This window comes from Alteromonas gracilis, from assembly GCF_036870955.2.
Taxonomy (GTDB): domain Bacteria; phylum Pseudomonadota; class Gammaproteobacteria; order Enterobacterales; family Alteromonadaceae; genus Alteromonas; species Alteromonas gracilis_A.
This window is the reverse complement of sequence record NZ_CP145482.2, coordinates 1,045,960-1,072,454: the sequence shown is the minus strand read 5'-3', so window position 1 is coordinate 1,072,454 and position 26,495 is coordinate 1,045,960. Positions and strand designations below refer to the sequence as shown.

Sequence of the window (26,495 nt, the reverse complement as noted above, 5' to 3'; positions counted from 1 at the left end):
TTACCTCCTAGGGATTCGATGGCCGTTGTGGTATCATCAAACCCTTCCAGTTCAAATTAGCTGGGTCACTACTCCCGGCTAACTCCTCTCATAAAAGTAAAGTAAATTACCCCTCAACAATAGGTATCGGCCAGCCCTTTAGGTTCTTTAGCTTTTTTTTGATTCTTTTTTGAAAAAACAAAAACAAAACACTTAAACCACTGATTAAAAACAAAAAATATCTTAAATTATTTTTCAAAAAATTATGAAAAACTAAAGATAGAAATGAATATAAGTGTCTACGAGAACGGTATTACAAATAGCTTGATGAAAACTCAATGGGCTTAAAATGTTTAACACGAACACACGTTGGCCATGAGATTTTTAAAAAGAGGTACTAAAATGAAAGCGATTAAAGGTCAGGGTTTCGTTGCTTAAGAAAACAACTTAGAGATAAATTGCAGTGACTTTTTAATAAAATGAAAAACTTGGCATCAAACATGCTATACATTGGATGAATGTAAGCGTTGCTCACTTATGTTTGAAATTGGCGGGACGTTTCGGTAACAATAAAAAAAGGCCGAGACAATTTATCTCGGCCAATTTGCTCACGTTAGGAGATTGAGCAAATTCAGTTTCTGTCGGCTGGCAGGGTTTAAGTAGGATAAACTGGCCTCTCAACCAACACTTCTACACTCTCAGTCCTGTTAGTCGGCGCTTTCTTTAAAGGGGCGGCCTATTGGCCGCCAACCTTTCTGGGGATGGCCTCTCAACTCCTTCCCAAATTTACGCCTAAGATATTAACCTAGTAGTGACAACGCTGCCTGTGGACGCTGATTCGCCTGAGCAAGAATCGTCGTGCTTGCCTGCTGTAGAATCTGGTTGCGGCTTAGTTCTGCCGTCTCTGTGGCAAAGTCTGCATCTTTGATTCGCGATCTTGCCGCCGAAACGTTTTCAGAAATGTTGCTTAAGTTTCTGATAGTTGACTGGAAACGGTTTTGAAGCGCACCCAGGTCAGCTCGCAAGCCACCGATAGCTGATACAGCAGAGTCAACAGCAGCCAACAGACGTGACGCAGATGCTTCAGTCAATACATTATCTGTTGTTACACCTAGACCTGTAGCACTGAAACCATCAACACCTGCTCGTGTTAGTGCGGTCGATGACAAATTAACTGAGATAGTTTGTCCTGCATTGGCGCCAACTAAAAACTTCGCAGAGAAGTCGCCCGCTAACACATTTACACCCGCAAACTGCGTAGTGGTTGAAATACGAGAAATCTCTGTACGTAGCGCTGATACTTCTTTTTGCAGTGCCACACGATCAGCAGAGCTGTTAATACCGTTTTGAGACTGAATGGCTAGGGTACGAATACGTTGCAACGCCGTTGTGGTTTCTTGCATAGCACCTTCAGCGGTTTGTGCCAAAGAGATGCCATCGTTTGCGTTACGAACAGCTTGGTTCAACCCCTGAACCTGAGATGTCATACGGTCGGTAATTTGAAGACCTGCAGCATCATCCGCAGCACTGTTGATTCTAAAACCTGATGATAGGCGTTCGAATGCTGTGCTTAGATTGTTGCCTGTTGTGAATAGTTGGCGTTGTGCATTCAATGATGACACGTTGGTATTTACAAATAGACTCATGGGTCTCTCCTAACAGTTTCAAGTGTGCGCTATTATTTTTTTTATCTGCGCAATAGTTTTTAAATATTTGGCATAGCCTGTGCTTTAATAATCAGTGTCAGAGTTAATCTGACGTTTTATCGGCACACTACCGATGAAACTTGCTAAAAAGAGAAGTTACTTCTCTTTGCTGGCTGGTGGGTTTGTTGTTCCAGAACCTCAAACCTCTCACTACCTCCTGGCTTCATTCTCGCTTAGGTCAGCAGCTCCAATCAACTTCAGCAAACCTTCTTATTTATCGACCTTAAAACAATTTTCCTTTAATACTTTTCAAAAATTATTTTTAGGACCATAAAGCACTGATTTTCCTAACTTAACAATACATCCAAAACAAAAAATAAGAGATGCATTAGCAGCACAAAAGGCACTATGTAATTATTATTTTCAGCACCTGAAGATAAAAAACATCTTTATCTCCCCTTTGTAATAGTTATCGTCAAATTTAGGGAATTCCTTTAGCACTTTTTTGAAGATTTTTAAGACGCAGGCAAGAAGTATGAAAAAACTCTATTTATCAGAAAGATACACAAGAGAGATAACTACTCAAAACAGCTTAGTAACACACTAAATTTAGAAAAAAGTAAAAAAAAAGCTGACACCTTTACAGTATCAGCCTTCCATTAGTGGCTCAGAACACTACCTCCTGGCCCCATTCTCGCGATTAAGATTAACCAAGTAACTGCAGTGCCGCCTGAGGACGCTGGTTTGCCTGAGACAATACGGTTGTACTTGCCTGCTGGATAATCTGGTTACGCGTCAAGTTAGCAGTTTCAGTCGCAAAATCAGTATCTTTGATCTGTGAACGGGCTGCTGAAACGTTTTCTGAGATATTGCTCAGGTTACGAATAGTCGACTGGAAACGGTTTTGAAGTGCACCTAAATCAGCACGTAGCCCACCGATTGCAGAAATCGCGCTATCTACAGAGGCTAACATGCTCGACGCATTGCTCTCGGTTAACACGTCAGAACCTGTCACACCCAACCCTGTCGCGCTGAAGCCATCAACGCCCGCACGAGTTAGGGTCGCAGAAGATAGGTTAACTGATATCGTCTGGCCTGCGTTCGCACCTACAAGGAATTTTGCAGAGTAGTCGCCACTAAGAACGTTTACACCAGCAAACTGTGTAGTAGTAGAAATACGTGAGATTTCAGTACGTAGCGCAGACACTTCTTTTTGAAGCGCTACACGGTCAGCAGAGCTGTTGATACCGTTTTGCGACTGAATTGCCAACGTACGAATACGTTGTAACGCTGTGGTAGTTTCTTGAAGTGCGCCTTCAGCAGTTTGCGATAGTGAGATCGCGTCATTTGCGTTACGCACAGCCTGGTTAAGGCCTTGAACTTGTGAAGTCATACGGTCGGTAATCTGTAGACCCGCTGCATCATCAGAAGCACTGTTGATACGGAAGCCTGAAGATAGACGTTCGAATGACGTACTCAAAGATTTGCTAACATCAAAAAGCTGACGCTGGGCATTCAATGAGGATACATTGGTATTGACGAACATAGACATAAAGTCTCTCCTACACTCTCAGTCCAGCTGTTGCTGGCAGTCGGAATAACCGACGTTTTGTTTTAGTAGTCACCAATACCTGAGGGGTAATTGATGAACTGGCTCTCTCAGAATTTATATCGACAGAAATTAACTTCCCTTTAGAAAAAAATATGAAAATTGCCGAAAAGCGGTAAGGTATTGCCGTGGGTTTCATGCTAGTAATATTGTAAGAGCGCTAATTTTTAAGGAGATTCTGGATGTTTGGCTGTATTGAAATAGAGCAACCTAAACGCATTTCAAAGCCTGCTAATCATGCAGCCTTCACTGATTTGCACCGCAATCCGTTTGATCAATCAAATAATACGCTCGTGTGTTGTTATCGTGAGGCCAATTGTCACATCAGTCCTGAGGGTAAAATAAAAATACTTATAATTGAAAAAGACTCGGCAAAGGTCATTCGAAACACTACCTTGTCTTTGCCTGATTATGATCTTCGCGATCCCAAGCTCTCTTTTGATAGACGTCGGCTTATTCTCACCTGCTATGCAAAGACAATATTAAGCAATGGGCAAATGTTTACAAAAATGGTCAGCTTCTTCAGTACCACGGGCCATTCGTGGTCAAGTCGGAACGACTTTGGCGACAGTCGATGGTGGCTGTGGAATTTGGCATGGTTTAAAGGCGATGCATATGGTTTTGCCTATAATCGCCCTTCTGAATTTATATCACTTTACAAAGGCGATCCCACCCGCTCAATGCACGCCTATCGTAAAAATGTATTTGGTTTAGGCAAACAAGGGAAAGGTTATCCAAACGAGAGTGCCTTTTTAATTGACGGCGATGGTGAAGCCTCAGTGTTTTTAAGAAGAGATGCCGACACTTTTAGTGCTCAATTTGGCATGGCTTCCCCTCCCTACGTAAAATGGCAATGGCATGATTTAGGGATCTATATTGGTGGCCCAGCGGCAATCATGCTAAAAAAAGGTCACTTTCTGGTGGCAGGCAGACATATAGATTGGGAAAAGCGGGCATTTTCTACACGAATTTGGCATTTTAATGCCGTGACAAAGTCGCTTACTGAACTCGCAGTATTGCCTAGCCGTGGTGACACAAGCTACCCAGGGCTTGTGCGAGATGGTGATGTGTTATTCTGCTCTTACTATTCGTGCCATATCGACAACGAAGCAAGAGTTTATCTAGCAAAAATCAGCGGCCTAAACAAACTTCAAAAGCAACTTCAGTGATAAACAACTCGCTTAGATAAAGTTAAACAAAGATAAGTTGGTCACCTGTGGAAAGGTGGCCAATGCCGCATTTAAGGCTGTTTCCTGCTTAGCAAACTCCGTCGATGCCTCTGCATAATCTGTGTCTTGAATTGAAGAACGCGCCGCCCTTGCTGCAATTTCTATATCAAGGTTGCTCTCATAAGTACTTTCTGCAATATTTAAACGGCTACCTATCGAAGCCCTTTCTAAAGAAATTTTTTCAAGTCCATTATCAAGACCAACGAGTGCGTCCGCAATTGATTCCTGCAGTGCCGAATTGTCAATGGTGGAATCTGTGAGTATGACCTGAATTTCGTGTAACGCTTGCGCCATACTTTTCTTTTCAGGGGTGTTTAGAGAAAAATCAATCGTGTCGCCCGTCGTCGCAACGGCCTCAAATTCCATACCTTTGATGGTGAATGGTTCACCTGAAACGTAACCTACGGTGTCTACTATGGCACCAGTGCCTTGATTTACCAGTTGCGCTTGCCCGGTGGCAAGAAACGTTATTTGGTAATCATTGTTTGCCGCAGTTACTGGATCGTAATTCTTGTCAAAGAATGTATCAAACGTGCCTTGTTGCTTTACACTTGCACTTTCAAGGTCTGTCACTGTGTTACCCGTGACCGAGAATTTAAATCGTGACAACACGTTTTCGAACACTTCATAGCCATTACTTGTCGACTGAATTTTTGAACTATTCGAGAGCTGAACAAAGCTAACGCCAGGGTCACCAGCAAAAGTTATTGCGTTTCCGGTAGCAGCGGGATTGAAGTCAAATGCTTGGTTACCAGATTGAAAACCAGCGTATAAATAGTTTCCATCGGCGTCTTGTGCATTCATCAAGTCGAATACTTCAAGCTTAATCTGTTCAAGTTCAGAACCAATGGCTCGCTTATCTGGGTCTGACAATATACCGTTACCCGCTTGGACAATAAGGGTTCTCGCTCGATTTATCGAGTCAGTTATATTGGTTAACACAGCTTCCTGTTGTTCAAGCGACCCCGTAACTAAATCGTTGTTTCGCTGAAATTGAGTGAGCTCATCAATTTCTTCCGTTAATCGCAAAACCTTAGCCGCGCCAACGGGATCGTCACTAGGCGTTATTATGCGCTTGCCTGTGGCAAGTTGCTGCTGTGTTTTTGCAAGGTCACCTTGATTATTCATAATAGAACGCATGTTCTGATCATAAATTTGATTTGTAGATATACGCATTGCTCACCTACCTTGCAGACTGCAAAATGGTATTAAATAGGTCCTGTGCTGTCGTCAAAATACGCGCAGCGGCGGAGTAACTTTGTTGATATTTGATCAAATTTGCCGCCTCTTCATCAAGGCTAACACCTGATACAGATTCAAACCAATTTTGGGATTGTACTTTCATTGCCTCAGCTGATGCCAGAGAAACATTCGCCATCGCAGCATCTTCACCAACACGTCCAACCATGGACGCGTAGGCATCTTGAAACGTACGCGGTGTATTGGTCGACTCGCTACTCACTTGCACCGTTTCTGCATTTTGAAGTGAAGCGAGATTAAGGGCGTTGCTGTTATCGTTAAAGCCATCTGTATTATAGCTAATCGTAAAGCTATCCCCAGCACGCGGCGCGCCATCTAGGCTAAAATCATAGCCGGGATAATCGGTTAATCCTGCAAACGCTGCTTAGCCACGTACCGCTATTTTTAGCCTGGTCGATTAGGTTGTTAAGATCGGTAGCCCCCGTTACCGTTGCAATCGTAGCCCCAGTGCCATCCAAAACGTTATATGAATCTGCTGCAGTGAATACAATTTGTGCAGGCGCAGCGGTATCAATGCCACCAGCACCATCAAAAGCTGAACGGTCAGTTCCTGCTCCGACCGTCGTGTTGGTAACCGTCATATCGATGGTATTGGCTGTGCCTAAGTTTGTGCTGTCTGCGCCAGCGCGAACAGGGTTTGCAAATGCCAAATCTTCTGGCCTGTTGGTCGCCAATGTAATGTTAGATGCTACCGTTTTGGTCGGCTGAATTAAAAATTCATTACCAATTGCGTACGTTCCAGTGCCAGAGAAATCGACCTCGATACCGCCAGGTAGTTCGTTAAACCCTGTTGTCACTGCGTAATTTGAGAAAATGAGGTCATTACCAGAACCATCTTTTTTCGTGGTTCCATCAGCATTAAGTAAGGTTATTTCGATTTCTGTCGGTACACCCGCAGCGACATTCGTGACTTCTATACGATAGTCCGCATCAGTAAGTTCTGCACTCTGCCCTTCAGTCACTTGCGCAGTTACAATGTAATCGCCCGTTGTTCCTTCGTATGCCAATCCGGTGAAAGTAGGAATATTGAAAATGTTGCTACCTAGTTGACCGTCCAAATCCATGCCGAGCTTATTTTGTGTATTCATTGCATCAGCAAAGGCAATGGATAACTGGCCCACGTCACGCATCGCTGGACCAAGTATTTCGTCACGATAGCGAAATAGACCGCCCATCGCGCCCCCTAAGTCACTCTCAACAATGCGAATAGAAGCATCACCCTTAGTCGCCGAACCAAAATCAGTTTCTAGCTTGAGTTCTTTAAAGTTCAAGTCTGCGTTACTGTTTAACTCGAACAAATTAAATGCGCCATTTTCTAGAACGAGCGATTCGCCAGACGTTAAATTAATAGTGACAGCGCCATTTTGTATTTCACTTTCTTTAACCGTTATCCCCATAATTGACGCTAATTCATCAATGGCTTGGTCTCGCTCATTAAGCAGTGCGCTGGGTTCGTCGCTAGTATTGTTACCGTTAGCAATCACAATATTTCGGTTGAGATCACCAATGTTACCAATAAGCGTGTTGGCGCGGTTGATCAATGACGTAAACTCTAAATTGAGTTCTTCCTCTTTCTCAATCATATAGTCAGAGAGCGTCTTCATTCGATTATAGAGCGACTCAGATTTACCCAACACCTGCTCGCGCGACGCAAGGTTAGTCGGATCATCGGCTGCCGTTTGCAGTGCAGAGAAGTATTCGGTTAAACCCTGTGATATTGAGTTAGCTTCACTGGCGAGTAAGTTATCAATGGCCGTCGTTTTTTGTGAAAGCGATTCCAACTCACCTACTGAAGTAATATCTCTTCGTAATTGGTTTTGAGCAAAAACATTAATAATTCGCTCCGTGTTACCAATTTCAACGCCAAATACGCCACTGTTTTCTATTTCTGTACGTTGGCGCACATACCCAGGAGTATTAACGTTGGCAATATTATTACTGGTTGTTTGCAGGAGCTTGCTGCTGGCATTAACACCGCTTGTAGCGATAGAAAATAAATCAACTGAATTCATAGTGATCTCTCCATTTCTATGGCATTAATGCGTTAAGTCGATCGCTGTTGTATACCGACATAATCTTGTCTGCATATTCAGGATCGGTGGCGTAGCCAGCATCTTGTAATGCTTGGGTGTATTGGCGCGCGTCAGACGCTTGCTCTAATGCTCGGCTATAGCGAGGTTGTGACGTAATGAATTGCCCATAGTCTTCCATGGCCTCGCGCACTGAATCATAGGAGCGGAATGCTGCCTTTTGCTTTTGTGCAACACCATTATTAAATTCAAGTGTGTCGACAACAGCCTGTTTTCCTTCCCAGTCCTTGTTAGCTTTAATGCCAAACAAGTTGTGAGAGCTTTTGCCATCTGCAGAATGAATGACAAATTTGCCCCATCCCGTTTCTACCGCAGCTTGAGAAATAATTGCTTTGGGGTCCATACCATATTTCGCCGCCACCTTTTCAGCCATTGGCATTAAGCTTTCAACGAACTGCTCAGGGCTATCAAACATTGCATCTTTACGCGCAGATTGTGAACGAATTGAACGAGAGTTAAGCGCAAAGTCTTGCGCTTGTTCAACAGTTTGAGATCGCTCGCGGTTTAGCGACGACAGGTTGCCATCGCTTCGAATGACACTAGATGGAATATAACTGTCTTCTGTCTGCCCTAACTGTTTTACGATGACATCAGCCAGTCCAAGCCCGCCGTTTGAGGTTAGATCTGTCGCCAATTGTTGATCGTGCATGTCTCGATAAAATTTAACTTGTTGAGAGTTAAATGGGCTATTTTCATCCGCTAACGCATCTTGCGCTTTACGCATCGACTTCAACATCATCTGCACAAAAATGGCTTCAAATTGCTCCGCGGCTTCTTGCAGTACAGTTTCATCACCAGAAGCAATCGCTTCTCGCATTTTGTTAATACTACCCAAGTCGTGCACGTTGCGCGCCATGTCGAGTTGATTTTTAGTGCTTAGGGCTTCCATCGATGACGTCCTAAATAATAATCAGCTCACCGCGTAAGGCGCCAGCCTGACGAAGTGCTTCAAGAATTGCCATAAGATCGCCTGGAGCAGCCCCCACTTCATTCACAGCCCGAACTAGCTGATCAAGGGTGACACCAGGCTCAAACTTGAACATACGGCTGTCGGCAAGGTCTACATCAACAATAGATTGCGTGGTAATGGCTGTTTGCCCATCGCCAAACGCATTGGGTTGAGAGACCTGCTGATTTTCTGAAATGGTGACAGTTAGTCCACCGTGTGTAATAGCAGCGGGTAGCAGCCTTACATCACTGCCGATAACAATGGTCCCTGTACGGCTATTAATCACTACACGAGCAGGTGCGTCTGCAGGGGTAAATTCGAAGTTTTCAAGAGTGGCTAAAAAACCAACGCGTTGACCTGCGTCTCGAGGTGCCGTGACTCTGACCGAAGCAGCATCAATAGGCTTGGCAATAACGTACCCACTTTCTGGCTGAGCCCCCAAACGTTCATTGATAGTATCTGCCAATGCTTTAGCAGTAGAAAAGTCAGGGTAGTGTAGATTCAACGTCAGGGTGTCTCCGTTGGCAAAGCCGCTTGGAACGCTCTGCTCAACCATAGCCCCATTGGGAATGCGACCTACCGTAGGCGTATTTACAACAATGCGAGAGCCATCACCGCCCTCAGCACCAAACCCACTTACTACCAAGCTACCTTGTGCAACTGCATATACTTTACCGTCGACACCGCGAAGAAATGTTTGCAAGAGAGAACCGCCTTGTAGGCTCTTTGCCTCACCCACCGAAGACACAGTGACATCGATGGTCTGTCCGGGCTTACTAAAGGCAGGCAAGTTGGCATGAACGGCCACCGCAGCAACATTTCGCGTGTTCGGACGGATGTTGGGGTCCATGCGAATACCGAAATTTGCCAACATGGTTCTAAAACTTTGTTCAGTAAAAGGATTTTGCTCGCCAGTTCCAGGAAGGCCAACAACCAAACCGTAGCCAATAAGCTGGTTTGAACGCACACCTTGAATAGAAGCCACATCTTTTATGCGCTGAGCGCTGGCGTTGGCAACAATGCCAACACTCAAAAAGAGCACTAAAACAGCAAAAGAAAAATAACGCATAACTACACTCTCCACGTTAAAGCGGCCACCAAGAAGAAGAGAAGAACTTTGACAACCAGCCTTTCTCTTGTGCCTTTGCGAAGGTGCCTGTGCCACTGTATTGAATGCGAGCATTCGCAATACGCGTTGATTCAATTTGGTTATCAGGATTAATGTCTAATGGTCTAACAATGCCTGTTAAGCGAATGTATTCATCACCATGGTTTAGTGTCATCCACTTTTCGCCTCGCACGACTAAATTTTTGTTAGGTAAAACGTCTACTACTGTTACCGAGATAGCACCTTGCAAACTGTTCGTCTGGTTAGCCGCAGCGTCTCCAGAAAAGTCATTTGAAGAATCAAGCCCAAATTGAATTGACTGATTGCCAATGTTAATGGCGTTACCCGCCAAACCAGTAATAGGCTGTAAGTCGGCAGTCGTTTCGCGTGACGTAGATGTATTTGCCGATTTTGTTGCCGCCGTATTTTCACTCAAAACTACCGTGATAATATCGCCGACTTGTCGAGCGGTAACATCCGAGTACAAGCTGTTTGCGAGATGAGCCCTAAATAGAGAGCCATCTTCTACAATGGTCTCTTCTGGATAGTTCGGGACTACAGGCGCATAAAACGGATCATTTGCCTGTACACGCTGATCCGTCGTACTTTGGCAAGCTCCAAGCAATCCACAAACAAGAAAAAGTATTGGCCCACGCATTTCACTCTACTCCTACAACTGCTGAATAACTTGACCAAGCATTTGGTCAACAGAGGAAATAACTTTCGAGTTCATCTCATACAGACGCTGACTTTCAATAAGGTTTACCAGCTCTTCTGTTACATTCACATTTGATGTTTCAAGTGTACCTTGAGATATCATGCCAAGACCCTGCAAGCCAGGTATACCCTGAATAGGCGCACCGCTTGATGCCGTCTCTACATACAGGTTTTGGCCCGTAGGCTGAAGGCCTGTCGGGTTTACAAAATCCGTTACGTTAAGCTGGCCAAGAAGTTGAGGTTCGGCTTGTCCACGAATGCTTACGCTAATTTGGCCGTCTTGCGATATGGTAATTTGCTGCGCATCAGGCGGAATAGTGACCTGTGGCTGCAGTAAGTAGCCTGCGCCAGAGGTTACAATTTGCCCTTGGTCGTTCAAGCTGAACTGGCCATTTCGGCTGTAAGCCAACGTCCCATCGGGCTGCAGTATTTCGAAGTAACCCCGCCCCTGAATAGACAAATCAAGTGCGTTCTCTGTAGTCAACAAGTTGCCTTGCGTATGTGCCTTTTGTGTCGACACGACTTTTGAGCCTGAACCAAGCATTAAACCAGAAGGTAACTCGGTGTCTGCCGAAGAACGTCCACCAGGCTGATTGATGTTTTGATACAACAAGTCTTCAAACACCGCACGGTCCTTTTTGAAACCTACCGTTGATGCGTTTGCCAAGTTGTTTGACACCACCGCCACATCGGTTTGCGCGGCATCTAGTCCGGTTTTACTTATCCACAGTGCTGGATGCATATTAACCTCCTACGTTGCCAATATGGCAACATACATAAAAATTCGTTTATATAATGCGCAGCAGCATGTTGCCGCGAGTATCTAGCTCTTCTGCTTGCTTCATAACTTTCACTTGAAGCTCGTAATGTCGTTGCAGGCTGATCATATCGACCATTTCTTCCACTGCATTCACGTTCGAACCTTCCAACATCCCAGACATCACTTTTACGTTGGCGTTGGGATCTGCAATAGAGCCATCTTCCATTCTGAACAAGCCGTCTCGGCCGCGTTCCATATCGGCATAGTTAGGGCTAACAAGTTTCAATCGCCCCACTTCTTCAATAACATTTGCAGGCGCCCCCACTTGCCTCATCGACAATGTGCCGTCTGAGGCAATGTTCAAATTGTCTAGTGGTACTGGAAGAAAGATTGGACCGTTGTCGCCTAATACCGGACGGCCTTGAACATCCGTCAAAATTCCGTCATCCGCCAGCTTGAAGTTACCGTTTCTCGAATAAGCTTCTTGACCGTTTTGATCCTGAACGGCAAACCAGCCATCGCCTTGAATGGCAACGTCTAGGTCACGTTCAGTTTTAATCATGGGACCAGATTCATAGTTATTCGACGGGCTTTCAGTCATTGAAAACACGCGAGTAGGCAAGCCCTCGCCGTATGCGGGCATTGACCTTGCCTGCTCCAACTGAGCTCTAAACCCTGTCGTTTGCGCATTGGCTAAATTGTTTGCGCGAACTCCCGTACCTAACAGGTCTTGAGATGCGCCGCTCGCTGCGATGTAGAGAAGTTTGTCCATGACTGACTTTTGACTCTGATTAAACCTTACTTTGGTTTTGCAAAGGCAGTGCCAATCTGTAGAGTTTGTAGACAGCAGGCCATCTTATGTCAGTAGAAGTTTGATATATATGATAAAATAAAGAGGCCTCCAATTGGTGGCCTCTTTTAAAGTGCTGCTTTTTTGGCTTTTATTCAGCCTATATATTGCCGTGCTATTGTTTAGGTAGAACCCGTTTTATCGGATGTTCAGAATAGTCTGGTTCAGAGAGTTGTTAACCTCGAGTGCTCGAGAGTTGGCCTGGAAGTTACGCTGAGCAATGATCATGTCGATAAGCTCAGTAGTTAGGTTTACATTGGCCTGCTCAAGCGCAGATGAGTTAATCTCACCGAATGTACCCGTCGTAGCCTCACCCGCTAGCGCTTCGCCAGAAAGAATGCTTTCTTTCCACTGCGTGCTACTTTCTTGCGTTAGACCTTGCTCATTTGAAAAACGCACTAGGGCTACACGTACAATTGGCTCAGAAGTACCGTTAGAGAACGTCGCTCGTACAAGCCCATCAGGACCGATGTCGATACCTGTCAAACGACCTACTGGCAATCCATCCTGTTCAAGTGAGGTAACTTCAAACGCAGAAGCAAATTGCGTTGGTTCCGTAGGCGTTGCGCTACCTGTACTCAAATTGAAATCTATGCTGATTTGCTGAGTAGGATCAGAGCCATTAGCAAGGATACCTGCACCAAGCGCTTCGGTCTGCATTTTGAAATCAGCGGTTGCCAGTCCGTCTGGTGTTTCCATTCCAGTGAAATCACCGCCCGATGAGAAAATTAGCTTCGAAGCCGTAACAGAGTTACCCGTATTCCCACCCAAGGTATTTACTGCCGTTGCAGGGTCAGTATCCGCGCCAGTAGAGTCTGTCATATCAACCAAGGTATCGTCGATAGCAACAGCTACGTACCATTCGTTATCTACCGCATTGTCTTTAACAAAGTAATAGGTCATAACATGACTGTCACCTAACGAATCATACACAGTTACAGACGTTGCAGCGTTGTATGTTGCAGGGTCTTCCGGGTCGAAATCTTGTGGGTCTAGCCCTGTGTCACCAGCAGGAAGATTCATACGGAGATCCACTTCAGAAGTCTCCTGAGGTGAACCTGAAGAATCAGGAATACGCACGGGTTCAGTTGTACTCAACGCTACCGAGGCGCTTGTTCCATCAGAGTTCACAGGGAAGCCAAGAAGATTATCTCCGTTACTGTTTACAACGAAATTATCACTATCTAGCTTAAATTGACCCGCACGTGTGAATGAAAAGTCACGAGAGGTGATTTCAGGCACGGTAGCAAAAAAACCGTTCCCCGTTATCGCTAAATCAAGTGCAGTATTAGTAAATTGAAGACTACCTTGAGAAAACTGTTGTGCGACTTCTTGAGTAAGAACACCGTCACCTACTTTTGTTTTACCGCCTGCAAGAAGTGATGCAGCGTATACATCACCAAATTCCGCTCGCGATTCTTTAAAGCCAACCGTATTTACGTTTGCAATGTTGTTGGCGGTTACGTCCAAATCTCGTTGTGCGGCTGAAACGCCACTCAGTGCAATATTAAAAGACATCGTTGATTCTCCTGCTAACTGCCGATTTGAATGACGTCATCAAGATTGATACTGACATCACCATCCAAATTTAAAATTACGCCTTGGCCACTACCTGCCAAGCTCACACTTCCAACATGACGATTAACAGCGGTGTTTAACTGTACACCTTCACCGTTTAGTTCGCCCGTTGCATTAATTACATACTCTCCTGGGGTGACGTCATTTCCATGCTTATCTTTGCCATCCCATTCAAACTCGATATTGCCTGCAGTCTGCGTACCTAGGCATCAATCGTTTTAATCACCTCTCCATATTGGTTTTCAATGGTGATTTTCATGTTTTGAACCGTCTTTTCGTTCACAACAACACCTGAGATACCATCACCTGAATTCGCCATGTAGCCGACGTTGCCTTGAACCAATACATTTTGACCGATTAGGCTAGACGCCTGCAGTGCTTGATTTGACGTCATCGACGCAGCAAAAGATTCAAACTTTTCATTAAGCTGAGAAATGCCATCGGCCATGGTAAACGATGTCATCTGCGCTACCATCTGGTCGTTGTCTACCGGTGCAGTAGGGTCCTGATTAGCAAGCTGCTCTGTCAGCATTGCAAAGAAATCTTCTTGCGAAAGCTGCTGCTCAGTACCATCAGCAACCTTGACGGTTTCTTCTTGCCAATACAGCTCGTTGGTTAAACCTGTGTTGTTTATGGTGTTCACGAATTTATCCTCACATTAACCAAGCGGCAGATTATTGCCCTTGACCAAGTTGCAATACACGACGGAATATTCTTTTTGTTGTATCAGCAACTTGTACGTTTGTTTCATACGCTTTTGATGCCGACATCATGTTTGCCATCTCTTCTACGATATTGACGTTAGGTTTGTAGATGTAACCATCTTCATCTGCCATGGGGTTATTGGGCGCATACTCTACCTGCAGCGGCGCATCACTCTCGACAATACCTTTTACTTGCACACCCGTTCCCTTTGACTGGTCACGCATGGCGTCTTGAAGTGCTGTGGCAAACACTGGGTGACGCGCTCGGTAGGTTTCGTCGTAACTACTACTCACCGAGTTAGCGTTAGCAATGTTACTTGCCGTGGTATTCAAACGAACGTTTTCCGCCTCCATACCCGTGCTCGATATTGACATTACATTAAATAAACTCATGACTATTGACCTCCAGAGCTCAGCGCTTTTTTCATGCCTTTAATTTTCCCATTGAGAAATTCAAGGCTTGCTTGGTAGCGCAGACCATTGTCTAAAAAGCGGTTTCGTTCGGCTTGAACTTCTACCGAGTTGCCATCTCCCGTATCGGGCTGAGTTGGTATGCGATACTGCATGTCAAAATTTGCCGCTACCGACGTCGAATTGCCGCCTATGTGGCGGTCGTTGGTCCTTACTAAACCATTTGACGCATGTGAAAATGATCCGCCGCTGCTTTCACGCATTGCACTTTGCATAGCTTTGTTGAAATCGATATCTCGCGCTTTATAGCCTGGTGTGTTGGCGTTAGCGAGGTTACCCGCTATCACTTCCATACGCTCTGTGCGTATCTTCAGTGCTGATTCGTGGAATCCAACCAGTTTGTCTAAATTAATTGCCATAAATCGACCTCTAACCTGCTCAAATTGCGCTTTTGCCACTTCGCTGCACTATCTCAATGAACGGGCAAGTGCTTTAAAGATGTAACAAGGTGTATTGTTGATGCGCTGCCCAAGTGTCAAAAATACAGGGGCTCTTATCGCGTTTTGTAGAGTTTGTTTGCAAGGCAAGTGCCAAATTGTGTTTTTGACACTTTAAAAAGAAAGAAGATTAGGTCTGAATATTTAAAAAAGCTTTGTTAAACAGACCTGTAGATTGAGTTACTTTTTTTGGTAGTACAGCCCAGGGTGGCATTTAACCATGCTATAAATGTCGCTAGCAGCACTAATGGATTCAGAAGCGCCAAGGAAAAGCACGCCCTCCGCCTGCAATTGTCCGGCAATTTGTTGCAGTATGCGCTGTTTAATTTGAGGTGAAAAATAAATGAGTACATTGCGGCAAAAGACAATATCAAAACGACCTAATGACGCATAGCTAGACAGCAGGTTTAAGCTTTTAAACGACACCATCCGACGTACTTCCGGTTTTATTTGCATTAAGCCCGTGTCATGGTGCTGAAAAAAAGTGTCTCGTCGTTGTGGCGATAATCCTCTTGCCAGCGAAAGCTCGTCATAAACGCCCTGCTCACACTTTTTTAGCATTTCTGATGAAAGATCTGTGGCGACAATTTCGACCCCAGCTCTTAGTGCCCCTGGACGTTGGCGCTGATACTCCAACACTGACATAGCTATTGAATAAGGTTCTTGTCCAGACGAACACGCCGCGCTCCAAATTCTCACTTTTTGATTTTTGGAGGCAAGTTTTGGTAGTAAATCTTTGATAAGTAAATCAAACGGATAATTGTCTCTAAACCATAAGGTTTCGTTGGTTGTCATTGCGTCGATCACACCTTGTAACAGCGTGCGATCAAAGCCCCGTACTACCACATCTATAAGTTCATCCGCGGATTCGTATTTGTGCTTATAAAGCAACGAAGCAAGACGGCTACGCACTAGGTACTGTTTATTGTCGCCAAGTACGATGCCGCATTGCTTTTCGAGAAAGTCTCTAAATTTAAGGTAACTCTCTTGCGAAACATCTTTATTAGCCAATGCTTTTTTGCTCCGTTATTCGCACTCAGTCATTAGCCACTTTTGAACAGCCGTTGCTAATTCATCAGGGTGGAATTTGGCGATAAAGTCGTCAGCACCTACTTTTTGAACCATTGCTTGATTAAATACACCACTTAACGATGTGTGCAGAACAACATGCAATTTTTGCAGCTCTGGTGTGTTTTTGATTTCAGCGGTGAGTGTATAACCGTCCATTTCTGGCATTTCTATATCTGAAACAAGAACGCCAACGCGATTGGTGACGTCACCATATTCTTCGGCAATCGCTTTCAATCGATTAAGCGCTTCTAAACCATTTTTAGCAAGTTCAATCTCTAGCCCTAATGTCGTTAGCGCTTTTTTAACCTGATTTCGAGCAACCGCCGAGTCATCAGCAATGAAAATAATCTTGTTCTCTTGGCCTTGAGTTGATAGGCCTTCTGCCACATCAGAACTTACCTCTGCATTTAGCGGAGAGATTTCATTAAGGATTTTTTCAACGTCGAGGATTTCAATAAGTTCGTTTTCAACCTCTGTCACCGCTGTCAAATAACTCGCGCGCCCAGTTCCCTGAGGTGGAGGCATGATAGCATCCCAGTTGGTGTTGATGATGCGCTCAACGGCACCCACCAAGAAACCCTGAACTGAGCGATTGTATTCTGCGATCACGATAAATGCATTGGTCAGATCCTCAATGCGCCTACCACCTGTTGCCATGCTCAGATCGATTACAGAGATAGTTTGCCCGCGAATGTGCGCGACACCGCGTACAAGAGGGTTGAGTTTAGGCATTGCCGTTAGAGGTGGGCACTGCAGTACTTCTCGCACTTTAAATACGTTTATTCCAAAACGCTGACGGCCATTCAATCTAAATAACAGCAGCTCTAAACGATTCTGTCCAACAAGCTGGGTACGCTGGTTAACTGAATCTAATATCCCCGACATAGGTCACCTCTAAGTAATACTGGGCATGATCATTGCCTACTATGATTAAGATAGACAATATCACTAAATTTTTGCAGGTCAAACGACAGAAAAATGACGCTTTCCATTTATTATCGACCAAAGATCGCGTAGCTGTACCCTGTTACCTGCATTGAGTTACTTAAGCATAGTCAATAACTCAACAACTGAACACGAAAAGTCATGATGAATAAAACAAATTACAGTATTAGCAACTCAGTCTCATCCTTTATGGCATTTGTTGTATTAAGTACAGTGTCTCTTGCTACAAGTGCGTCACAGAGCATGCATGAAAAAATAGAAGAAGGCACTAAAAAATACCTACTCTCTCAGCTTTCGAGCCACGATCAGGATAGCAACGTCGATGTTGCCGTCGTGAAAATTGACGAGAGAATCAATATCCCCCAGTGCCCAACAGGATTTCAATTCAATTCGTCTGCAGATGCGCTTGCGCAGTCTCATATTTCTGTAAGAGTCAGTTGTGGTGACAATGATTGGTATCTTTTCACCAGCGGTCATGTCACGAGAACAACGGATATTGTCGTCACTCGCGGTGCAGTTAGCCCAGGAACAGTTCTTACATCATCCAACCTTTCTATCGCTAAAGTTGACGTAAGAAAGTTAAGATTTACCGCTTTTACCGACGTTGACGCTTTAATTGGGGCGCGGGTGAAGCGCCGTATAACTGACGGTCAAGCGCTGCAAAGTAATATGCTATGCTTCGTGTGCAAAGGTGACCGAATTACGATAACCGCAGAAGTGGCAGGAATGAAGGTAAAAACAGCAGGTATAGCCCAACAGGACGGTGTGGTAGGAGACAATATAAAAGTCGTCAATGCCAGTAGCCAAAAGGCTATCGTCGCAAGAGTCGCCAGTTCTGACGAAGTCGTGATACACTTATGATTGAGGCGGTGGAAATCTACCCATTTTGTTATGAAAAAGCCTAAAGAAAACACGTTCAAGGCCGATAAACATAACAGAGGCAAAAAGGTAGTGAGGATTACTTATGGCAATTAACAATATAAACAATGGGTTACCAAAAACTCCCGTTGATAATGGTAAGGTTGCGCAGCAAAATCAAACGCAGCAAGCCCAACAACAAGCATCGGCGCAAACAGCGGCAAAGGCCCCTGCGCCACGTCAAGACTCTGTGTCTTTGACACAATCAGCGCAACAGTTAAATCAGGTTCAAAAGAAAGGTTCTGAAGCGCCAGTTAATCAAGAGAAAGTTGATCGCCTTAAAAAGGCGATTCAAAGCGGTGAATATCGCGTGAATCCAGAAGTGCTTGCGAACAAAATAGCAAAACTTGAGTCTGAAATATTCAGCGCTAAGTAAATAATAGATAGCTAGGTACACCAGTGACTGAACAAAACAGCAATTTGACACAAGCATTAACCAAGCAGGTAGAGCAGCTTGGAGCATTAGTTGCCATGCTTGAAAAAGAGTTGCAGTTAATCAGTTCTCGCGAAGCTGAAACCCTTATGCGTTTGCTTGAAGAGAAAACCACTCTGCTTGAAGCAATTCAAACGCTTGACGGTAACATTGAGCGAATGATCGCTAGCGAGACTATGCTATCTGAAGAAGAAGAAGCGTTAATGCAGCAAGCGAAATCGCTTCTAGAAGACTGTAAGTACCGTACACAAATAAATCAAAAAGCCGTTGAGCAAGGACAGCTACGCCTCACACACCTACGGAATTTGATGATGGAAGTACGAGCGAAAGAGTCACTGACTTACGATAAGAAAGGCAAGCCTAAGGGCGGAACATTAGGTTCTGGGGTAAGCGCTTAATAGTACTTATTAGATGGTTGTTACTTTATAGTCTTTTTTAATAATACTTCACGTCTTTGACACGTCGTGGTTTGGTTGTCGTAAGATACAGAGCGTATACTTGTTTCATATCTAATGAGAGTTCGGTGACGTAGGTATCGTCCCCCACAGGATAAGCCTTCACGACTTCAGCACCTCGAATTACCCCTTCTACCGATGCCTTTAGCATTTCGCTCTCTACAACAAGACTCGACAGCGCTTGGTTTCCTTCGATGCGTTGACCATATACTTGTTCCGCCAGCTCGCGATATGCGTCTAGCTTTGATGCCTTCATTGCCATTATAAGTTTTGTACTTTCACTATCACCGTGTTGCGACGCGATAGGCGCATATCCTACGGCTTTAAGCACAGGATATGAATCTGGTTCAACCGTTTCCCACTCGACATGTTTGTCAACAATACCGCAGCTACCTAGTGACAAAGTAAAACCAATCAAGATTGATTGCGCGATGATCTTTGACTTTTTTACTACGTTAATAAACATTACGATTGTTCCTACTCAATGACTTCACAGTTACAATTTTGACGGTCGGTTGATCAACCGCTGTGTACGAACACACATACAAAGCAATAAGCAAGTTGCGCGCCTATTTTGAACTTTATAGTTACTCTGGCAATCACAGCACCCAATGTTGGCCTCGCTTTTATCTCCTCCTTAGAAAAGACCATGAAGTCGATGTAATTGGCATCTTTCTCGCATAATCGAATAACAAAACGGTAAACAATGAAATAAGTCACCATCCTAGAAAGCCCGTGTACGGCCTATTCAATCATGAATAACTGTGCAAAGGGATGGCAATGTGAATCATTTCTTATTGTTTGTAACAACGACTTTTTGACACTTTGGCCAGTAGGGTTGAGTAAATTAATAGAGGTGCGCAGTGCGACAGTTAAATAGAGTGAAAGTAACAGCCCTATTTAATATCGTTGTGGTCGTCGTTTGCCTTATTGCATTCTTTATGGGGCAAGCGAATGCCGCTTGGTATGAAGCGAAAGGCTACGCTATTGTAGAAAATGGTAACAAGGCAGATGCTAAACGCAAAGCGACGCAGGAAGCGTTGAAACAGGCAATGCTGTTTGCGGGTGCTTCAATCCAAAGTGTGCATACGCTAGCTAATGGTTTACTTGAAAGCGAACATACAACTATCAGCACGACCGGTGAAGTTGCTCAGCTAGAACTGATTGATGAAGTATATTCTGGGAACATGGTTACTGTGAGTGTCAGGGCCGATATCTTTCCAAAAACGAAAGTATGCAATGCACATTATGATGAGAAACATTTTTCAACTACCCGCTTCCTAGTGAGAAACAGGCAACAGCTGACCCACGGCAATATCGCAAAATTTGATGAGGCATTTACCCAACAATTTGCAGAATTAATGCGCACATCAACAGATACACTAAGGTTGACGCATATTGCGCCTCACACCGCCAAGTTCAAAACGCAATTTACAGCACAAAATGTTCGTAACCTCTCCCAACAAACCAACACCCAGTTTGTGATCATGGGGATCATTGATGATCTAAGCGTCGAGTCATCTGATCCGTCACTTTTTACACCATGGCGTAGCGCTGATCACAAGCGTTATTTTGGCTTAACGTTGCGGGTGTACGACGGCATTAACGGTGGCCTTCTATTTACCAAGGCTTACACAACATCTGCTGATTGGACATTTGACAAATTTGAAAGTGTTGATGAGTTCTCCAGTCAGTTTTGGCATTCTCGCTACGGCCTAGCTGTGCAAGAGTTGGCGCAAAACGCGCTGCAGGATATTAGAGAAGCGACAGCATGTCAGCCTTTAACAGGCCGAGTGCTTCACGTTACTAGTGATGGGTTTTCAGTGTCACTAGGAAGAGACAATGGAATTTCAGAAAATGACGAGCTGTACTTATATCAAGCAAAAGAAGTAATCGATAATTACGGTCGAAAATACCTCCAGTATGTTGTCTATCCGGGTACCTTCGTAGTTACAAATGCCTTTGGTAACTCTTCGTCGGTAGTGGCTGAAAACAATGCGATCATGGCTAATATTCAGGAGAATGATTTTGTTGTGAAGAAATAACGCTTTTACGTGTAATGGGTTAACAGTTATAAAATTTTACGTATAATCAAGGCTGTGTCCCCATAGTTTAACTGGATAAAACAAGAGCCTCCTAAGCTTTAGATCTGCGTTCGAGTCGCGGTGGGGACGCCATTTTGTGATTGTTTCACATACCTATTACAATATTTGTTAAGATCATTTATCTTGCAATTTGTGTATTTCACAGAAAATCCTGACTATTTCGTCAAAATACTCGCCTAAAGTATTAAAAAAAATAAGATTTTTAGCCTCTTTTAAAATTTATACGAAAGTATATAGCCTTTTTTTAATTATCTTTCTCGATTTTATTTGATAACTTTATTTTTATTTTTCAAAAACTTAAATACAACTCTCGTAGAGTCACCCTCCCGAAGCTTGACAAAATCCAGTTAGTTATCTCCGTTGATACTTTATCTTTTGTCAAGTCGTGTGGTTGAATAGATCCCGAAGTATGCTGGCAGTCTAAAGAGCGTACATCATCAATATAAAATCATAATATTAACATGTCTTTAGCGTGGCTATGTCTGAAGACACTTTAGGGAATATTTGGGATATACACATGAAAAAACGTTTAATCTCTCTTGCGCTACTTTCAACGCTATCTGCTTCAACTATCGCTGCAGATGCAACTTTCACTGCAACGGTTAATGCAATCTCTGATGCAGCCATTGCACAAACCACAGCACTACATTTCGGTGCAATGCAACCGTCTGTGGGTGCAGCTTGTACAATGTCTGACGCTGGCGTAGTTAGCGGCGCTTGTGACGCAGCAAATGCAAACATCGCAATTGGTCTTATCACGGTAAGTGGGCTGACCGCTAACGTTCCTTTAAACGTGACAGTAACTGGCGTTCCAGGTACTAACGTCACATTTGAACCTACATTTGATATTAACGGCGCAGCAGCAGCATCTGATGCAAACCCGGAAGCGACAGCTATCGCTATTACAACAAACTCTTCGGGTGACAACCTGCTTTTGGACGTTTACGGTGTAATGACTGTTACAACAGCACTTACTCCTGGCGATTCATATACCTCTGACTACGTGGTAGACGTATCGTTCCAATAATGTGAACATAGTGGGCGTTAGTGTTAAGTCGCTGACGCCCATATAATCTCTATCTAGTAGTTGAGTGTTTACATGTCTAAAATGACCTTTCGTTGTGCAATCTGTTTAATTTTTTTTAGTTTCCTTTCAGTGCAAAGCGCTAATGCTAATGTCGCACTTTCAAAGTTCCGTATTTATTTCGATAACAAAACACGCTCCAACTCCCTTCAGATTCGTAATACTGGCGCAGAAGACGTTAAATACACCGCTGAACTTGCGCTAAACAACATGACAGAAGACGGCAGTATCTATTCTGTGGGCGAAGACCAATATGACGCGACAAAATTCCTTCGTTTTTCACCTAAGCGAGGCACTATCGCGCCAGGCGAGCGTCAAGCCATTAGATTTGCTTTGCGCAAACCGCAAGGATTAGAAGATGGTGAATACCGCGCTGTCATGCGGGTTATATCTGAACTCGCCCCTACAGAAGGGGGTAACGTGAACCTAGCGAGTAAGTTGGCGTACAACATCCCAATTATCGTTCGACACGGTGAAGTATTTGTTGAATCGTCGTTAGAAGAGCCCAGCGTTGTAATGCATAACGGCCTACCTCACGTCGAAGTTTGGCAAACGCGTACAGGCAATCGCTCTTTGTACGGCAACTTCATCGTTGAGGCAGAAGATGGTACTGAGATAGGCGTGTTGAATAACGTGGCAACTTATCGCCCACTCCAGCGCCGCAAAGTGCTTATTCCGCTTCAAAATCCGGTTAAAGGGCCAGTGACCATTAAGTATGTGGAAAACAGCAAATTTGGTGGTTCGCTGGAAGATAGCGTAAATCTCACCATCAATTAATGTAGTTAAAATCAATGCGAATAAGGGCGTATGCTACCGTTTTAGCAATATTTTGTTTTGCTTTACGCGCAGAGGAATGTATTACGCCCTCATCTTTTAAACAAGTCGAACTCGATCAGGATAACTTCCTTATCAGTGTGCTTCGCCTCAATGGAAGGCCGCTTTGGGATGGCCTTGATCTCTACTTAGTTGACGATCACGTACTGGTACCAGCGTCACTTTTTGTCGACGCGATGGCGCTAGATTGGAACGTAGATGTAGGTGAAACATCTATCACACCATTGGGCGACTCATCTTATTGCAATTTCTCAATTAACTTTGCAAAAAGCCCTCAATCAAGCGCAGCAACCGATATCGCCTGGGCCGTTGATGATTTCGACCTCTATTTTGATATTGCGTTATTGCCGCTTTTATTACCCATAGACTATGACCTCAATACCTCTTTGCTTCACCTGAACCTATTTAGCGAAGACATAGATCACATTGAATCAGAAGATGCTTCTGCGGCAGTACCTACTTTTTATGCAAAAGAAGAAGTATTTGCAGACCGGGTTATAGATGATGAATACCAGTGGTATACCTCTCCCCTTGTCAGCTATCGGCTTACCGTTAGTGATACAAGAGAACAACCCGAGCGCACCAACCTCAACCTCAATTCTGGTTTCGATCTCTTTCAACACGAGACGAATTTTAGGGTAAGCCGAACAAACGATAACTCCTTGCATTTCCTAAGGCTAAGACGAACGCTCAACAGTCTCACTAATCAATATACAGACAGAGGCCTAACCTATGAATTCGGCGACATTCAACTTCAAGGAGACAACCTAGTCACTACGCCAAACCAGTCTCTGGGTTTCTTGTTTCACAATGAAGAGCGTCGCGGTAATCGGAATTTTACCAAAACCACAATTGAAGAATTTGTTCTTCCAGGTTGGCGAGTTCAACTTTTTAGAAATGGTCAATTCATTGATGAAAAGTTCAGTGACGACACCAACAGAGTGCTTTTTGAAGACGTTGATACCTTTTTTGGTAGCAACTTATTTGAAATAAAATTATATGGGCCCGAAGGCCAGCAGGAAACACGTACTCAATCCATTAGCATTGGCGATGATCAAGTTCAGCGTGGACAAGTCGACTACTTTTTCGGGATAAACGATAATAATCATCGATTACTTGATGGCAAAGTGGGCAATGGCGCGATAAACAAATCAGCCATCGCCAAAATTGGATACGGGTTAACCGACGCCACGACGATATCAACGTCTGTTCAACGTTTATGGTTTGATGATTCCCCCACTAATTATGTATCTGCGTCACTTGATACACAGCTTTCTGGCTCTGCGTTACATCTCTCGCTAACCAATCAAAGTGATGGTGGACACGCTGCATTTCTGGGGTGGAGTGGACGTATTAGTGAAGCATTTGCTTTTAATGTCACGTCGCGCTATCTCAATGACTTCGTCAGTCAACGGTACACTGAGCTCAATAGTTTAAAATCAGATACTTCAGTACGTATCAATGGTCAATCCGAATATCTTGATCGCTTTGGTTGGAATGTGAACCTGTCTCACCGCACATTCGACGAACGGGAAGCACAGACATCAGTCGGTGCTAACATTAATGACAATATCTTAGGTGGAACATTTTCAGCGGGTATCAACGCGGTAAGTAATAGCGATAACTCACTACAGGGACGTTTGTATTACTCAAAAACACTTTCTGGTTGGCAAGTCGCTAGTTCCTGGACGTTTGAACCTTCAAACAATTTTGATACTGACTCGTTCTATGTTGCGTTACGCTGGCCCTATCGCTTGGGAGAACATCGCGAAACACGCTTGCAATATAGAGCCAATGGATCAAACAACATTGAGCTACAGCATCAGCACAACTGGGGCTTTGACTCTTTCAATATAGGCGCAGGAGCCAGTATTGCTGAAGGCGGTGATTGGACAATAAACCTTACACTGACCAGTAATATTAACTTTAACCCCTACTCCCAGAGATTTAACTTCGATAGAACAGCCAGTGCTGCCGCTGGCCGTATAGATGCCTTCGCCTTTTTCGACTCCAACCGAAACAATCAATACGATGATGAAGAAGAGAAGCTTGCTGGAATTCAGTTCTCAGGGAACTCTGCTTGGAAAAAGGAGGCGACGAACAATGAAGGTATGGCGCGCCTTATCACAAGCAGAGACCTACAATCACTCTCTGTGAGCCCAGCTTCACTGCCTGACCCATTTATGGTGGCACGAGATAGTTTAGTTGATGTGTATACTCACAGCGGCGGTGTAAACCGCGTTGAACTCCCTATTCACGCCATTAATGATGTAGAGGGTACAGTTTATCTCATTAGTGATGATAGTAGCCGCGGCGCAGCAAACTTGAAGCTAAACATTGTAAATGACAGCGGAGAAGTGGTGGCAGAGGCAAAAACAGAAAGTGATGGCTATTTCTATGTCACAAAACTCGCCCCAGGAGACTATCGCGTTGTTCTCGACGACACCTATTTGAAGCGTAACAGTCTTACCCTTGAGAACACCGAGATTGCGTTCAATGCGCCAGAGAATGGTGATGTTATCTTCTTGGATGATATAAAATTATTAACCCCAAGTAGAACGGAAACAACAGACGCCTTGGTGGCTTCAAACTCTGTTGTAAATGCTGACACCCTTTATGAAGTGCAAGTGGGTATATTCCGTCATGCCCGCTCAATCTATGAAGTGTTGAAACACCTGCCTGTTTCGCCGTCTTCTATACAGCACTATAGAAATCATACGCTAGCTATGACCTACGTCACCGTAGGTGGTTTTAGCGCTCTTAGTGATGCCAATGCCTTCTTAAATGCAATCAAACAACACCCTGCCTTTAAAGAGTCCTTTGTAAGTCCTGTGTCGCGTTACACGGGCGAGCCATGGACAAAAGAGTCCGTATACTATTCGCTTGAAGAAAGAATTGAGACATCTACACAGGCCATAAAGAAACAAAAGTACGTGCTGTGCCAATTAGCGGCTTATCAATCGCTAAGCTCAATGAATCCACAGATTCTAGCATTGCACCCCGAGCTATTGCTTGTCCCAGATTCAAAATTGTCACCGAGCTTTCACCGTTTACTCGCTCCGTTGAATGATGAGGGCCAATGCGTAGATAGCTACTTAGACAACCAATACCGCACTGTGCCTTTCAAAGTGAATAGTACTTCAGTGCTTCACTGACTGTAGTGAGCATAACTAGAGAGCACCTGTGACCAAAGCATGTTGGCCATTAAACAGATTCTAAGCCTTGATCAGGTTATTAATTGGCAGTGAAGTGTGAAGAAACGC

Annotated in this window: 22 protein-coding genes, 1 tRNA gene and 2 pseudogenes; 9 read left to right on the top strand and 16 right to left on the bottom strand. The window is 44.2% G+C overall.

What is annotated here, in order from left to right; all coding sequences use genetic code 11:
- Positions 1-779 precede the first annotated feature (779 nt).
- Together V6N89_RS05155 and V6N89_RS05150 are read right to left on the bottom strand one after the other, a co-directional pair.
- Positions 780-1,625: a flagellin gene (locus V6N89_RS05155; RefSeq protein WP_338516626.1), complete on the bottom strand. Its 846-nt coding sequence runs from the start codon at positions 1,623-1,625 to the stop codon at positions 780-782.
- A 706-nt stretch (positions 1,626-2,331) separates the two neighbouring features.
- Positions 2,332-3,177: a flagellin gene (locus V6N89_RS05150; RefSeq protein WP_338516625.1), complete on the bottom strand. Its 846-nt coding sequence runs from the start codon at positions 3,175-3,177 to the stop codon at positions 2,332-2,334.
- A gap of 239 nt (positions 3,178-3,416) precedes the next feature.
- On the opposite strand from V6N89_RS05150, the gene V6N89_RS05145 reads away from it, so the two are divergent.
- A complete protein-coding gene (locus V6N89_RS05145) occupies positions 3,417-4,403 on the top strand; it encodes a hypothetical protein (protein WP_338516624.1) in 987 nt (328 codons plus the stop codon).
- 12 nt (positions 4,404-4,415) lie between these two features.
- On the opposite strand, the gene flgL is transcribed toward V6N89_RS05145, so the two are convergent.
- The 13 genes and pseudogenes from flgL to V6N89_RS05080 form a co-directional block, all read right to left on the bottom strand.
- Positions 4,416-5,639, bottom strand: coding sequence for a flagellar hook-associated protein FlgL (gene flgL / locus V6N89_RS05140; protein WP_338516623.1), 1,224 nt, complete (start codon positions 5,637-5,639; stop codon positions 4,416-4,418).
- 7 nt (positions 5,640-5,646) lie between these two features.
- A pseudogene (gene flgK / locus V6N89_RS05135) lies at positions 5,647-7,735 on the bottom strand (flagellar hook-associated protein FlgK).
- Between the two features lie 16 nt (positions 7,736-7,751).
- Positions 7,752-8,702 (bottom strand): flagellar assembly peptidoglycan hydrolase FlgJ, encoded by a 951-nt coding sequence (gene flgJ / locus V6N89_RS05130; RefSeq protein WP_338516622.1) that lies wholly within the window; start codon positions 8,700-8,702, stop codon positions 7,752-7,754.
- Between the two features lie 10 nt (positions 8,703-8,712).
- On the bottom strand, positions 8,713-9,831 hold the full coding sequence (locus tag V6N89_RS05125) for a flagellar basal body P-ring protein FlgI (protein ID WP_338516621.1): 1,119 nt from the start codon (positions 9,829-9,831) through the stop codon (positions 8,713-8,715).
- A gap of 16 nt (positions 9,832-9,847) precedes the next feature.
- Positions 9,848-10,528, bottom strand: coding sequence for a flagellar basal body L-ring protein FlgH (gene flgH, locus V6N89_RS05120; RefSeq protein ID WP_338516620.1), 681 nt, complete (start codon positions 10,526-10,528; stop codon positions 9,848-9,850).
- A 12-nt stretch (positions 10,529-10,540) separates the two neighbouring features.
- Entirely contained in the window at positions 10,541-11,329 is a 789-nt protein-coding gene (gene flgG / locus V6N89_RS05115) for a flagellar basal-body rod protein FlgG (protein ID WP_159623572.1), read from the bottom strand.
- Positions 11,330-11,375: 46 nt separating this feature from the next.
- Positions 11,376-12,119 carry a flagellar basal-body rod protein FlgF gene (gene flgF, locus V6N89_RS05110; protein ID WP_338516619.1) on the bottom strand — a complete coding sequence of 248 codons (744 nt, stop codon included), beginning with the start codon at positions 12,117-12,119 and terminating at the stop codon, positions 11,376-11,378.
- 216 nt (positions 12,120-12,335) lie between these two features.
- Complete coding sequence (flgE, locus tag V6N89_RS05105) at positions 12,336-13,715, bottom strand: flagellar hook protein FlgE (RefSeq protein ID WP_338516618.1); 1,380 nt, start codon at positions 13,713-13,715, stop codon at positions 12,336-12,338.
- 14 nt (positions 13,716-13,729) lie between these two features.
- Positions 13,730-14,418 (bottom strand): annotated as a pseudogene (locus tag V6N89_RS05100) (flagellar hook assembly protein FlgD).
- Positions 14,419-14,449: 31 nt separating this feature from the next.
- A complete protein-coding gene (flgC, locus tag V6N89_RS05095) occupies positions 14,450-14,872 on the bottom strand; it encodes a flagellar basal body rod protein FlgC (RefSeq protein ID WP_338516617.1) in 423 nt (140 codons plus the stop codon).
- Between the two features lie 2 nt (positions 14,873-14,874).
- Positions 14,875-15,309 (bottom strand): flagellar basal body rod protein FlgB, encoded by a 435-nt coding sequence (gene flgB / locus V6N89_RS05090; protein ID WP_338520224.1) that lies wholly within the window; start codon positions 15,307-15,309, stop codon positions 14,875-14,877.
- A 258-nt stretch (positions 15,310-15,567) separates the two neighbouring features.
- On the bottom strand, positions 15,568-16,398 hold the full coding sequence (locus tag V6N89_RS05085; RefSeq protein WP_338516616.1) for a CheR family methyltransferase: 831 nt from the start codon (positions 16,396-16,398) through the stop codon (positions 15,568-15,570).
- Positions 16,399-16,413: 15 nt separating this feature from the next.
- Positions 16,414-17,343, bottom strand: coding sequence for a chemotaxis protein CheV (locus tag V6N89_RS05080; RefSeq protein ID WP_338516615.1), 930 nt, complete (start codon positions 17,341-17,343; stop codon positions 16,414-16,416).
- Positions 17,344-17,544: 201 nt separating this feature from the next.
- Here V6N89_RS05080 and flgA point away from each other — a divergent pair, with 201 nt between their 5' ends.
- The 3 genes from flgA to flgN all read left to right on the top strand — a co-directional run bounded on the left by flgA (position 17,545) and on the right by flgN (position 19,152).
- Positions 17,545-18,264, top strand: a complete 720-nt coding sequence (gene flgA / locus V6N89_RS05075) for a flagellar basal body P-ring formation chaperone FlgA (protein ID WP_338516614.1) — start codon at positions 17,545-17,547, stop codon at positions 18,262-18,264.
- A gap of 103 nt (positions 18,265-18,367) precedes the next feature.
- Positions 18,368-18,697, top strand: a complete 330-nt coding sequence (flgM, locus tag V6N89_RS05070; RefSeq protein WP_338516613.1) for a flagellar biosynthesis anti-sigma factor FlgM — start codon at positions 18,368-18,370, stop codon at positions 18,695-18,697.
- A 23-nt stretch (positions 18,698-18,720) separates the two neighbouring features.
- Entirely contained in the window at positions 18,721-19,152 is a 432-nt protein-coding gene (gene flgN, locus V6N89_RS05065) for a flagellar export chaperone FlgN (RefSeq protein WP_338516612.1), read from the top strand.
- 37 nt (positions 19,153-19,189) lie between these two features.
- Here flgN and V6N89_RS05060 read toward each other — a convergent pair whose 3' ends face one another.
- Positions 19,190-19,675, bottom strand: a complete 486-nt coding sequence (locus V6N89_RS05060; RefSeq protein ID WP_338516611.1) for an LPP20 family lipoprotein — start codon at positions 19,673-19,675, stop codon at positions 19,190-19,192.
- A gap of 397 nt (positions 19,676-20,072) precedes the next feature.
- On the opposite strand from V6N89_RS05060, the gene V6N89_RS05055 reads away from it, so the two are divergent.
- From V6N89_RS05055 to V6N89_RS05035, 5 genes are all read left to right on the top strand, one after another.
- Positions 20,073-21,254 (top strand): flagellar assembly protein T N-terminal domain-containing protein, encoded by a 1,182-nt coding sequence (locus V6N89_RS05055; RefSeq protein WP_346993496.1) that lies wholly within the window; start codon positions 20,073-20,075, stop codon positions 21,252-21,254.
- Positions 21,255-21,310: 56 nt separating this feature from the next.
- Positions 21,311-21,386: transfer RNA gene (locus tag V6N89_RS05050), tRNA-Arg, on the top strand.
- A gap of 445 nt (positions 21,387-21,831) precedes the next feature.
- Positions 21,832-22,341: a hypothetical protein gene (locus V6N89_RS05045; protein ID WP_338516608.1), complete on the top strand. Its 510-nt coding sequence runs from the start codon at positions 21,832-21,834 to the stop codon at positions 22,339-22,341.
- Between the two features lie 129 nt (positions 22,342-22,470).
- Positions 22,471-23,175, top strand: a complete 705-nt coding sequence (locus V6N89_RS05040; protein ID WP_338516607.1) for a hypothetical protein — start codon at positions 22,471-22,473, stop codon at positions 23,173-23,175.
- Between the two features lie 14 nt (positions 23,176-23,189).
- Positions 23,190-26,387, top strand: a complete 3,198-nt coding sequence (locus tag V6N89_RS05035; protein WP_346993495.1) for a hypothetical protein — start codon at positions 23,190-23,192, stop codon at positions 26,385-26,387.
- Positions 26,388-26,495 lie beyond the last annotated feature (108 nt).

Bases quoted from the DNA above. Each gene is read 5' to 3' on its own strand.
- V6N89_RS05155 (WP_338516626.1), bottom strand. From the start codon at position 1,625: ATGAGTCTATTTGTAAATACCAACGTGTCATCATTGAATGCACAACGC.
- V6N89_RS05150 (WP_338516625.1), bottom strand. From the start codon at position 3,177: ATGTCTATGTTCGTCAATACCAATGTATCCTCATTGAATGCCCAGCGT.
- V6N89_RS05145 (WP_338516624.1), top strand. From the start codon at position 3,417: ATGTTTGGCTGTATTGAAATAGAGCAACCTAAACGCATTTCAAAGCCT.
- flgL (WP_338516623.1), bottom strand. From the start codon at position 5,639: ATGCGTATATCTACAAATCAAATTTATGATCAGAACATGCGTTCTATT.
- flgJ (WP_338516622.1), bottom strand. From the start codon at position 8,702: ATGGAAGCCCTAAGCACTAAAAATCAACTCGACATGGCGCGCAACGTG.
- V6N89_RS05125 (WP_338516621.1), bottom strand. From the start codon at position 9,831: ATGCGTTATTTTTCTTTTGCTGTTTTAGTGCTCTTTTTGAGTGTTGGC.
- flgH (WP_338516620.1), bottom strand. From the start codon at position 10,528: ATGCGTGGGCCAATACTTTTTCTTGTTTGTGGATTGCTTGGAGCTTGC.
- flgG (WP_159623572.1), bottom strand. From the start codon at position 11,329: ATGCATCCAGCACTGTGGATAAGTAAAACCGGACTAGATGCCGCGCAA.
- flgF (WP_338516619.1), bottom strand. From the start codon at position 12,119: ATGGACAAACTTCTCTACATCGCAGCGAGCGGCGCATCTCAAGACCTG.
- flgE (WP_338516618.1), bottom strand. From the start codon at position 13,715: ATGTCTTTTAATATTGCACTGAGTGGCGTTTCAGCCGCACAACGAGAT.
- flgC (WP_338516617.1), bottom strand. From the start codon at position 14,872: ATGAGTTTATTTAATGTAATGTCAATATCGAGCACGGGTATGGAGGCG.
- flgB (WP_338520224.1), bottom strand. From the start codon at position 15,309: ATGGCAATTAATTTAGACAAACTGGTTGGATTCCACGAATCAGCACTG.
- V6N89_RS05080 (WP_338516615.1), bottom strand. From the start codon at position 17,343: ATGTCGGGGATATTAGATTCAGTTAACCAGCGTACCCAGCTTGTTGGA.
- flgA (WP_338516614.1), top strand. From the start codon at position 17,545: ATGATGAATAAAACAAATTACAGTATTAGCAACTCAGTCTCATCCTTT.
- flgM (WP_338516613.1), top strand. From the start codon at position 18,368: ATGGCAATTAACAATATAAACAATGGGTTACCAAAAACTCCCGTTGAT.
- V6N89_RS05060 (WP_338516611.1), bottom strand. From the start codon at position 19,675: ATGTTTATTAACGTAGTAAAAAAGTCAAAGATCATCGCGCAATCAATC.
- V6N89_RS05045 (WP_338516608.1), top strand. From the start codon at position 21,832: ATGAAAAAACGTTTAATCTCTCTTGCGCTACTTTCAACGCTATCTGCT.
- V6N89_RS05035 (WP_346993495.1), top strand. From the start codon at position 23,190: ATGCGAATAAGGGCGTATGCTACCGTTTTAGCAATATTTTGTTTTGCT.